We start from the raw sequence: 11,357 nt of genomic DNA, 5'->3' as shown, positions 1-11,357 counted from the left end.
GATTGCTTACGTAAATGATTGAAACAAGGAGTATCTATGAATATATTACTTGCAGACGATGATCTGGACATGCTGAGAATTATACGGCTCTATTTTGAAAAAGAGGGATTTCAGACGTTTACAGCACAAGATGGTGAGGAAGCCTTAGCGGTCTTTTATAATCAAAGGATTGATCTAGCCGTGCTTGATTGGATGATGCCAAAGATTAGTGGACTTGAGGTGTGCAAAGAGATTAAAGGACATCATACCACCAAAGTATTAATGCTTACAGCTAAAGGAGAGCATGAGGACGAACTGATGGCTTTAGAAATGGGAGCGGACGAGTATGTTAGGAAGCCCTTTGAGCCGCGAATTTTACTATTACGAGCGAAAAAGCTACTGCAAATAGAAGATAACATTCGGATTGGTCCATTGCGGGTGGATATGCAAGGGGGCAAAATATTTAAGGATGGAATCGACCTAGAGGCTACGAAAAAGGAGTTCCAATTAATGAAATGCTTTCTCACAAATCGTGGAAGAATTTTATCGCGGAAAACGCTATTAGATCAGGTTTGGGGATTCGATTATTATGGAGAAGAAAGAACCGTAGATACACACATTCGTAGGCTCCGTGAAAAAATTGGGGAGCAGCTTATCAAGACCCATCGTGGCGTCGGATATAGTTTGGAAGTCGGACATGAATAAGCTAAGTCGAAAGCTATTTTTACGCACATCAGGTATTATTTGCTTTGTATTTGTGCTGTCTTATCTACTTACTACGTTTTTTTTACCAAGCTATATTTTGCATCAGAAAAAAATTAATTTAGCAGAGCTTACTTCTAAGCTGGAAACAATGGATATAGCACAATTACTCCATGATGTTGAAAAGCTGGAGTATGACTACAACGTAACAATTGTGCAAGCACCTTTTCGTACAGATATCAATGAATTGAATGGTTTGGTACGAGACGCATTAAATAAAAAAGGAATTACGCTGTCTAAATTCTGGATTACAGAAGAGAGCTTTGAAAAATTAGAAAAGCATGAGACAGTCCGCAAAATTTATAGCCAAGAGAAGCTAGAGACTAGTTTTTTGGTAACTTTTTTAAACAAGAATGGTGCATTATTCGTTATCGGTGATTCCATTGCCCATTCAAGTGCATTTATTCAAATGGTTAACGAATTTAACTTATATTTAGCGATAGGAACACTATTATTGACAATCGGATTATCATGGCTCATTTCTAGGCAAATTGTACGTCCCCTGAGCCAGCTACGACAAACGGCAGAGGACATCTCTCATTTGTCTTTTCAAAAATCCGAGATTCAGACTGGTGATGAAATAGAAAGCTTGGCGGAAAGCATAAATATTATGAGTGACAAGTTAAAAGAGGCCCTAGAAGCGTTGGAAGAAAAAAATCAAAACCTACGCATATTTATTTCGGACATTTCCCACGAGTTAAAAACACCGATTTCGCTTATCAAAGCGTACTCTACCGGGATAAAGGATGGGCTAGATGATGGCACGTTCATTGATGTTATTAAAAGGCAAGCGGATGATATGTCTGGGATTGTAGACAAGCTACTGAATCTGTCCAAACTACAGAATGACTCATTCACGATGGAGTCATTTGACTTTTGTCTTTTATGGAAGCAAACCATAGACAAATATCAGATTGCTATTCAGCAGAAAGACCTCATTCTCACAGTAGAAGATTGTGGACTAAGCAATTGTTTTGTTGTAGGGGATCGAGCAAGGATTGAGATTGTGCTTGATAATTTTATCAGTAATGCGGTGAAGTACACAAAAAATCAACAGATAGAAATCTTGCTTCAAAGAGATGAAGAGCATTTGGTGTTCTGTATAAAAAATGGTATTGAGTATTGGGATAGCAAATATTCCGAAAAAATTTGGCAACCCTTCTATGTAATCGAGAGCTCCCGAAATAAGAATTTGAGTGGTACCGGATTGGGATTATCTATTGTTCAAACCATTTTGCAGAAACATCATGCATCATTTGGAGTACGCGTAGAACAGGAGATCATTGCTTTTTACTTTACGATGCCCTTAGCGAATGTTATGAAATAGAACAGATTGATAGAATTGAAACAATTGATACAATTGATACAGATGCCGACGTGTTAGATAAGGTATTGAAAGTAACAAAGTAGAGGAATGCGACGATCCTTCATGTGTGGAATTCTGTATAGGCAATCCTGTTTCTTTCCCTATGAACCCAGTGCCAAAAGGTACTGGGTCTTTTAATCGAAACAAGGGAAGGGTTTTATACTCCATAGATAACAGGACAGAACAACTTTCACAAAAATCAAAAAAAGATTGTGCTTATATTTTTTCTTGATTTTTCATAAAGAACCAAGCTATAATCACAACTGAAAATAATTATCATTTTCACCGTTAAGTAAACTAGTGGTACATAAAATTCAAACAAGAAATGGTTTGTAGGAGAAGGAATTTTGTTGAATAAGCTTGTGATAAAAACAACAGCAAGATGGGGACCCTCACTCATTGGGGTGTTGTTTATCTTGTCGCTTGTCGGTTTAGTTGCTTCTATGTTTGTAGCTATTTCATTTGGTGCAAAGGATTTGACACTGAGTACGGTATGGACGGCCATTACTTCTTATAATCCGGAGCTGACGACACATCAAATCGTTCATGAAATGCGGTTGCCACGTGTGATTGGGGCGGCCGTTGTTGGAGCAGCGTTCGCAGTTGCAGGAGCGTTGATGCAAGGAGTTACTCGTAACCCACTAGCTGATGCAGGAATTTTGGGGATTAATGCAGGCGCTACGTTTGTTGTAGCAATCAGTTTTGCATTTTTGCCAAGTTTGTCTTACACGAGCTTGATGATTATGTCATTTCTAGGAGCCGTGCTTAGTACCATACTCATCTTTTTACTGGGATCACAGGCAGCTGGAGGGCTAACACCGTTGCGTTTAACGATCGCAGGGGCGGTTGTTGCAGCCTTTTTACATTCACTTAGTTCTGGAATCGCTATTTATTATGATTTGAGTCAAGATTTGGCCTTTTGGTATGCTGGGGGTGTCTCTGGGGTTAGATGGTCTCATCTTACTGTACTGGTGCCGGTTATCTTGATTGCCATTTTGTGTGCTTTTCTATTGGGACGTTCTGTATCGTTACTCTCATTAGGCGACGACGTTGCAGATAATTTAGGTGTTCATACAAAGCAGATTCGTTTACTTGGAATGGCGATTGCTGTACTGCTTGCTGGGGTATCCGTTTCAGCTGTTGGTTCAATTGGATTTGTAGGCTTAGTGATTCCGCATATTTCCCGAAAGCTAGTAGGAGTTAATTATCGATATATTATTCCAATGTCAGCTCTTTTAGGGGCAACCCTGTTAGTAGTAGCTGACTTAGGAGCAAGGACAATAAATCCGCCTAGAGAGTTAGCGATTGGCGTAATGGTTGCACTTGTCGGTGTTCCTTTCTTTCTTTACCTTGCCCGCAAAGAAAGGAGAGGCTTATAAATGGAACAGCGAATTCTCAGTAGAGAAAGGCGAGCAGGGATGGTCGGAGTCATCCTGGTGTTTATTAGTTTAGTCACCATTCTTATCAGTCTCAATACAGGCTCTATCCGACTTGCTCCTTTAACTGTTTTACAAGCCTTTATTGGCAATGGTAGTCAAGAGGATATGATGGTTTTATTTGAATACCGTCTTCCACGTATTGTTGTCACGATGCTTGCTGGTGTGGGCTTAGGGGTTTCCGGAGCTATTCTGCAAGGGTTATCCCGTAATTCACTGGCAGATCCGGGGATTCTGGGTCTTCATGCAGGAGCTTCTTTTGGATTGATGATCTTTGTTAGTTTTTTTCAATCACTAAAAGGAGCCTCTGCCTTACTGATCCCGCTGTTTACCTTTCTAGGTGGGGTAGTGACTGCGGTACTGATCATGCTACTCGCTTATGATCGGCATAAAGGGTTACTGCCTATTCGCCTCATACTGGTTGGTATTGCCATTACAGCTGGCTTCAGTGCAATTACGCTGTTTCTCTCACTTGCCTTAGATGAAACGACATATGCTTTTACTTCTAGGTGGCTGGTCGGTAATGTCTGGGGACGAGATTGGATCAATGTGGTGGCATTGCTGCCATGGATACTGATATTTACTCCATATGCACTCGCCCAATCAAAAGCACTTAATGCTTTCTCGCTTGGGGATGAAGTAGCAATGGGGATCGGGACTGCTGTGAACCGTAAACGATTATTGTTACTGGGGACAGCTGTAGCCCTATCGTGTGCTAGTGTTTCGATGGCGGGAGGAATTGGTTTTATTGGCTTAGTAGCTCCTCATCTGGCTCGTCGACTTGTTGGGCCATTGCATCAGCATTTGCTACCGATAGCAGGTCTTGTTGGATTGGTCATTTTGGTGATCGCAGATACGATTGGGCGTTCCATTTTTCAACCGAATGCAATCCCGGCAGGTGTAGTAGTAGCCGCTGTAGGTGCTCCTTATTTTTTATACGTATTATGTAAAACAAAATAAATAATTTTCAGAAGGAGAAAAAATGAAAGAGAAATTAATGATTTTTATGTGTATTCTATCTATTTTTGTATTATCCGCTTGCGGTCAAAGTACATCGCAATCGAATCATACAGAGTCGACAAAAGGGCAAACAGCTGAGCAACCGGCAGATAAGAAAGAGCCTCGGATTGCCTCTATGTCAATTCATTTGACGAATAATCTCCTAGCACTAGGAATTACTCCAGTTGGTTCTGTAATTGGTGGCGATTTAAAATCCTTCTTGCCTCACGTAGCTGATCGTTTGAAGGATACGAAACCATTAGGTGTAGTAGCAGACCCTGATATGGAAGCTCTTTTAGCATTAAAGCCAGATGTGATTTATGTAGATCAACAATATGCAGGGAGTGATTTGTCTAAGTTTGAAAAAATTGCTGAAACGCATTCCTTTAACCTAGATGATGGAACATGGCGGGATACTTTGAAAAAAGTAGGGAAGCTTGTCAACCGAGAACAACAAGCGGAAACCTTTATTAAAGATTACGAAGCACAGGCTGAACGTGTGAAACAGCTCATACATAACAAGGTCGGCGATGGTACCGTGATGGGAATTCGAGTAACGGGGAAAGAGCTACGTGTGTTTAGTACGAGACGACCAATGGGACCTCTTCTATACGATGATTTAGGCTTGAAACCTGCCAAGGGTGTAGAGAAGCTTAATAAAAAGAAAGCTTTTGAAGTGATTTCTCAAGAGGTACTCCCTGATTTTGATGCAGATGCCATCTTTGTTATTGTGAATAATAGAGGTGGAGCCGATAAGGTATTTGAGCAATTACAGAGCAATCCGATCTGGAAAGATTTAAAAGCTGTGAAAGCAAACCACGTCTACATGATTCCTGAACAACCATGGCTGGACTATTCAGCACTCGGTGCGAAAATGGCGTTGGATAACGCTGAGGAAATCTTTAGTAAATAGGCAAAGCAGAAAGTCATGCGAAAATCCTGAGCATGGCTTTTTGTTTATTGAAAAAAGGAATGGAAATATTTATATAGAAAGAGATGGTAGATAGTACTACAAGGTAGAACAGTTTAGTAAAGAGGGAGGAATCACTTTAGATTTGATGAAACAAGCGATAGGACTCATGGATCAAGACGCGAGCGAAGATTATATACAGCAAAAGATTGCAGGCATCAATAGTGAGATTAAAAAATATAATGGAATATGCCCTATTTCTCTACAAAAAGGGTTAGTTACATGTAACAATCTCAGACAAAAATACGGTAGCTGGGAATAACCGCATCTTATGTAAAGGAATAAAAGCATGTGATGCACATTGTAGGGGTATCGGTTGCTTTTACTTTATGTTTATTCAGAGGGATTTGTTATTTTTTATAGAATTAATTGGTATTGATATCTATTTCAATAAAATGTGACATCGAACCACCTTGTAATAACAGAATAAGCTTACTTTAGAGGAGAAACACGCATGAACAAACGCCGAATCATGATTACTTGTGGCTCAATCGTGGCTTTCTTTTTTATTGCGATCATTGCCGCTAGTAGCTATTTTTATCAAATCAGCATCAGTCGTGGTGGTCAAGTCACACTGTATTCTGGTGAACAAGAGGCTTCCGCTACCCCTGTAAATGCAGCAGTGGAACAGGAGAAAATCAACGTAGAGGAATGGTACAAAAAGCAGGAAAAAGGCAGTCTAGAGCAAACCTCATTCGACGGATTGAAACTAAAAGCTACTTACATACCAAGTGAACAACCTAGTGACAGGGCAGTCATTTTAGCTCATGGCTACCGTCGCAAAGGGGAAGACATGAAAAGCTACGCAAAGTTCTACCATGACTTGGGGTTTCAGGTGTTAATGCCGGATGCTCGCGGGCATGGTAATAGTGAAGGCGACTATGTCGGATATGGCTGGCATGATCGTAAAGATTATCTGGGTTGGATTAAAATGTTAACGAAACAGGCAAAAGCCAAGCATATTTTCTTGCATGGTGTCTCCATGGGTGGAGCCACAGTCTTAATGACTAGCGGAGAGGAGCTGCCACCTGAGGTAAAAGGAATTATTGAGGATAGTGGATTTACCACTATGACTGAGGAATTGGCCTATCAGTTGAAGCATTTGTATCAGTTGCCGACTTTCCCGCTTATGCAAACAACGAGTTGGACTACTAAGCTACGGGCAGGCTATTCGTTTGAAGAAGTGTCTCCCATAGAGCAAGTCAAGAAGAATACTCGACCATTATTTATCATCCACGGTGATCAGGATAAGCTGGTACCAACAGAGATGGCATATCGCATCTTTGACGCTGCACAAGGAGAGAAACAACTCTGGATAGTACCTGGAGCAGGGCACACGAAATCATTTACCGTAGCAAAAGCAGAGTATCAAGAGCGTGTAAAGAATTTTATTGAAAAGGTACTCTAGGAAAGCAGTTGTGTGTTTAGATATCTTCCTCCCAAAAATTAAAAATTAGTGTTAAAAGCATCTGTTTCTAGCGTTTTTGCTGTGACAGATGCTTTTTTGTTTGGGCACGTTGCATTTTCTGATACATAGAATATCAAAAACACAACTAGAGGAGGGTGCCTCATGATGTGGGAGGAACAGGATGTATTAGAGGTGGCATGGAGCCATTTGCCAGAAGGTGCAGAGGTTTTGCCGATGAGGGAGCCTCATAATTCATCTTATGTTCGTGCTATCGACATGGACAAAGAAGGCAATATGGGGGCAGCTGTTGCTTATAGATGGCACGGGGGAATTTCACTGGTGATGCTAAAACAAGACTGCGGTGGTTGGCAGGTACTTCAGGAAGGGACTGCCCATCCACTCTATTGGTATTGTCTAGCTAAGGCTCAATTACAAGAAAATCTACCTGCTATGGCTATTGAATCTATAGAGACAGGTATCCGTATCAAATCATCATCTACTTATGTAGAGAAATGGAATGATCTCATTCAACATATTCGCATGCAAATACACCAAAAATCAATTGCTCTATATCCGGCATCCATGAGTACGAGGGAAGGAGTGAAATGGGGCTACATTAATGATCGCGGACAGTTTTTAATCGTTCCTCAATTTGTGTATGCTCTTCCTTTTCAAAAGAACGGGCTTGCTATTGTTTCAGTCGCAAATGGTACCGGATTAATCAATGAATTAGCTCAGTACGTTGTAAAACCTATATACAGTTCAATTAACTCGTTTACGGAAGGTCGAGCAACTGTAATCGATGACAAAGGCTTTTGGGTGATAGATGACAAGGGAACAGTGTTGAGCGACAAACCTCACTCTTATATCGGGATGTATCAAAATGGTAGGGCAATATTTGCTGATACAGATGTACAGGGGAACTATCGATATGGCTATCTCAATCTGGAAGGTAGGATTGTGATTCCTAACAAATATGAAGAAGCCAATGATTTCATAGATGGGAAGGCAGTTGTTAAAATCAAAGAAAATCAATATGCTCTTTTAGGTCGTAACGGGGAGGTATTACATACGTATCCCTACCATACTGTAGGATCGTTGAGCGATGGATTAATGGCTGTTCAGCAGAAAGAAAAAGAACCGTTTGGCTATATGAATGAACAAGAAAAAATAATCATTGAGCCGCAATTTACTTCAGCACAGGCATTCAAATCAGGGCGTGCTGTAGTAGATACATCGGTGGATGATTTCGTTTTTAAATGGGGGCTGATTGATAAAACGGGAGCATTCAAAATTAAGCCGGGGTATAGTGATATTGAGATGCTAGGGGAAGACCGGGTAGCAGTAGGCGTTCTAAAAGACAACAAAGCACCATACATGGGTTCTACATATGCAATTGCTGATAAGGATGGCCGTTTTTTGACAGAATTCGTATACAACAGAGTAGAGAATTATCAGGATGGGGTAGCTTCAGCGACTAATGAACAAACCACCTTCTTTATTGATCGTTCAGGGAGGACCGTGAAGAATCTACCAATTATTAAGGGGACCGGAACACTTACTAAAATGGGAGACGTAATTAAGGCTGATGTGAACCAGCGTGTAAGTTATTACAAGCCAAATGGCACATTGATTTACGCACAAAACACGGTTATTCCGCTTACCAAGCAATACCGGGTCAAAGAAGAGATATATCATCCTAACAAGGATTATCTCGTCTACTATCCACAAATAGAAGGAATGGCTAACAAAGCGGTGCAGGAACAGGTAAACAAGCGTTTAAAAGACTTATCTCAAATCAAGCCGATCGATCAGAATGCCCAGCTAGATTATAATTATTTCGGTGACTTCTCCGTTGATTTTTTTAACAATCAGCTTGTGCAATTAAAGCTACTTGGTTATAACTATCCGTTTGGTGCTGCTCATGGAATGCCTACACAGATATATACCCCAATTGATTTGGTTACAGGACAATTCTATACACTACCAGATTTGTTCAAGCCTACTAGTAACTATGTAAAGGTGCTAAGTGACATTATCGGTCAAAAGATAAAGACAGACCCACAATACTCCTATGTTTTTCCTGAGACCTACAAAGGAATAGCACCAAACCAGCCCTTTTATATTAAAGAGGACGCTCTTTATATCTATTTCGCTCCCTATGAAATCGCTCCTTATGTTGCAGGATTTCCTACTTTTCGCATTCCATTTCAAAATATTATGTCAATTATTCATACACAGGGAGCATTTTGGAAGTCGTTTCATTAACCAGCTAGATACGAGAAAGCCGCAATTCAATTCTTTGAGTTGTGGCTTTGTTTATGTTCGAAAAATATTCGTATGGCCATTCTATCCTTTACTGCCCCAAGGCTCATATTTCTGGACGGATTTATTGGACGAGCATCTATTTTTTTAAGAATGCGAAATAAGGTATGTGAATAAATCAAAAGGGATGGATGTATGAATCGGATCATCTGCACGAAGCTGAGCAACAAGAGAGGGGAAGTAAACAAAAGCGGTTCATTTTCGGAAGAGGAGAGGAAATATCATGAGTGAGTGGACGACTTTTCAAGAAAATGCGTTGTACCCTGATTGTAATGCAAGGTATTATTTCTATCCGTTTGTAGTTGATCCTGAAGTAGAGATCATTATTGAGGGAGAATATCCTTGTTCACGTTATATGTCTTATACGGTGTACGGATGCAATCAACAGGTGATTGCAAGTGCGTTTGATCAAATGCTAATTCCAAACGAAGGGTGTGTAAATACGTTCGAACCACACGCGAATTGGGAAGCTATGAATCGCAGTTATACACTCAAGCTTCAGTTCACCCCACCGCCGAAATATGTATGTCCCTTTGTTCCAGGGGTAGGAAATAATTCATTTTTTATTGGAGCACTGCCTAATGGACAACCTAATTTATGGGGGATTTTAGTCTACCGTATTTATGTAGCAAGTGAAGGGACAGACGAAGCAGGAGGGGAGCTACCAACAATCATCTATAGGCGCAAAAAGGACGGCAAACGACTCAGAGTAAAAAATCAGAAGCCGTTAGATTTGGAAGCAATTTTACAACAAAGCAGTCAGTTATGCACTATGCCGTCTAGACCAATAGGAAATCGAACAGTACCTTTGACGCCTACAACTAATGTGCTTACCTGGTCTCGGCCATCATACAAGCAAAATCTCGTTTTATTTGGAAACCCGCAGGGAGGTTATATGTATGCGTCCCTTTGCTCTTCGCCTGCTCAGTATTTGTGTCTGAGATGGAAAGCTCCCACGTTTCCTGATACGTACCATAACCAGTCCATTACAGGACTAGAAAATATGCGGTATTGGAGCATGTCCTTTGTTTCTACTGTAGGGACTGCTACTATTTGTACGTTAGCTGATTACCAAACTGTATTGGACGAACAAGGATTTGCTACATTGCTAGTAGGTTTTGGAGCTCCACGTCCCGCTTTTGCCATACCAGAGCGTGGTTACAATTGGGTTGATTTGGGCAACCAGCCAGTAAAAGGTGTCATTTATCGCAATATGGTGGTATCGGCATGTTTTCCATGCACAGCAGTAAATATCCCTCTTGGTCAACAGGTTTCTATGCGGATGGGAGAATATTTACCAATAGGACAGTACATATCAGTATGCTAAGGGGAAAATTCATCTTCCATTGTTTTTTACCTGCGAGTTGATGGTCTACAGGTGTAAGAGATACAGGAAATCCCAATTAACGTGAAGAATACATTGATAATGGAAAAATTCTAAGAGAAGGAGGTACATACATGAATATACATGCAGTCAGGGCAGAATTAATTGAGACTGTAGATGGCTTGTCAGATACAGAAATCAATCAGAGAGCTGTGGAGGGTGTCTGGACAATTGGGCAGGTGTTGGAGCATTTATACCTGACTGAAATCTCAGTAGCTCACCATGCTAAAAAAGCGTTGAGTAATGAAGAGGTACAAATAGAACCAAAGCCCATTTCATTAATACTGGATCGTAGCAAGAGAGTGCAAGCTCCCGCTTCTTGTGAACCAACAACTGAGCCTAAGCATGTACAGGATCTATTGCTGAAGCTAGAGTCTGCTCGTACTTCTTTGTTAGCTGTTTATGAAGGAGCAGAGAGTTCTCAGCTTGCAAAGAAGGGATTTACACATCCAGCATTTGGGCTTCTAGACATAAATCAATGGATAGAATTTGTTGGATTCCATGAGCAAAGACACCTAGAGCAGATCAAAGAGATTAAAGCACATTTATCCGTGTAGTTGTTAAATGAAAGAGTAGGATGAGGCTCTTTTTATGTATGCCGATAGCTATGATAGTGAATATAGTCCTAAAAAAGAAAATTCTTTATAATTAGTCCCTACGTGGTCTTATGAAAACGATATAAGGGAAAACAGACTGCCAATCTGTTGTCTGTTTTTTATTTTTATCTT

The 11,357-nt window shown here is 40.6% G+C and carries 10 protein-coding genes; all 10 read left to right on the top strand.

Going from position 1 to position 11,357, the window contains the following annotated elements:
• Nucleotides 1–36 precede the first annotated feature (36 nt).
• The 10 genes from ACQV1I_RS22610 to ACQV1I_RS22565 all read left to right on the top strand — a co-directional run bounded on the left by ACQV1I_RS22610 (nucleotide 37) and on the right by ACQV1I_RS22565 (nucleotide 11,186).
• The gene (locus tag ACQV1I_RS22610) at nucleotides 37–684 is read left to right on the top strand and encodes a response regulator transcription factor (RefSeq protein ID WP_116334339.1); all 648 of its coding nucleotides are present in this window, start codon (nucleotides 37–39) and stop codon (nucleotides 682–684) included.
• Nucleotides 677–2,068, top strand: a complete 1,392-nt coding sequence (locus ACQV1I_RS22605) for a sensor histidine kinase (protein ID WP_116334338.1) — start codon at nucleotides 677–679, stop codon at nucleotides 2,066–2,068. The genes ACQV1I_RS22610 and ACQV1I_RS22605 overlap by 8 nt, the downstream gene beginning before the upstream one ends.
• 482 nt (nucleotides 2,069–2,550) lie before the next feature.
• Complete coding sequence (locus ACQV1I_RS22600; RefSeq protein ID WP_116334355.1) at nucleotides 2,551–3,486, top strand: FecCD family ABC transporter permease; 936 nt, start codon at nucleotides 2,551–2,553, stop codon at nucleotides 3,484–3,486.
• Complete coding sequence (locus ACQV1I_RS22595; protein WP_116334337.1) at nucleotides 3,487–4,503, top strand: FecCD family ABC transporter permease; 1,017 nt, start codon at nucleotides 3,487–3,489, stop codon at nucleotides 4,501–4,503.
• Nucleotides 4,504–4,525: 22 nt separating this feature from the next.
• On the top strand, nucleotides 4,526–5,455 hold the full coding sequence (locus ACQV1I_RS22590) for an iron-hydroxamate ABC transporter substrate-binding protein (RefSeq protein WP_116334336.1): 930 nt from the start codon (nucleotides 4,526–4,528) through the stop codon (nucleotides 5,453–5,455).
• A gap of 142 nt (nucleotides 5,456–5,597) precedes the next feature.
• Nucleotides 5,598–5,774 (top strand): hypothetical protein, encoded by a 177-nt coding sequence (locus tag ACQV1I_RS22585; RefSeq protein WP_155802985.1) that lies wholly within the window; start codon nucleotides 5,598–5,600, stop codon nucleotides 5,772–5,774.
• Nucleotides 5,775–5,966: 192 nt separating this feature from the next.
• The gene (locus ACQV1I_RS22580) at nucleotides 5,967–6,920 is read left to right on the top strand and encodes an alpha/beta hydrolase (RefSeq protein ID WP_094700401.1); all 954 of its coding nucleotides are present in this window, start codon (nucleotides 5,967–5,969) and stop codon (nucleotides 6,918–6,920) included.
• A gap of 162 nt (nucleotides 6,921–7,082) precedes the next feature.
• A complete protein-coding gene (locus tag ACQV1I_RS22575; protein ID WP_116334335.1) occupies nucleotides 7,083–9,188 on the top strand; it encodes a WG repeat-containing protein in 2,106 nt (701 codons plus the stop codon).
• A gap of 280 nt (nucleotides 9,189–9,468) precedes the next feature.
• On the top strand, nucleotides 9,469–10,572 hold the full coding sequence (locus tag ACQV1I_RS22570) for a hypothetical protein (RefSeq protein ID WP_116334334.1): 1,104 nt from the start codon (nucleotides 9,469–9,471) through the stop codon (nucleotides 10,570–10,572).
• A 131-nt stretch (nucleotides 10,573–10,703) separates the two neighbouring features.
• On the top strand, nucleotides 10,704–11,186 hold the full coding sequence (locus tag ACQV1I_RS22565; protein WP_116334333.1) for a DinB family protein: 483 nt from the start codon (nucleotides 10,704–10,706) through the stop codon (nucleotides 11,184–11,186).
• The last annotated feature ends 171 nt before the right edge of the window (nucleotides 11,187–11,357 follow it).

This window comes from Brevibacillus sp. JB24b, from assembly GCF_051713385.1.
Taxonomy (GTDB): domain Bacteria; phylum Bacillota; class Bacilli; order Brevibacillales; family Brevibacillaceae; genus Brevibacillus_B; species Brevibacillus_B laterosporus.
Note: the sequence above shows the minus strand (reverse complement) of the source record. Positions and strands in the feature narration are given on the sequence as shown.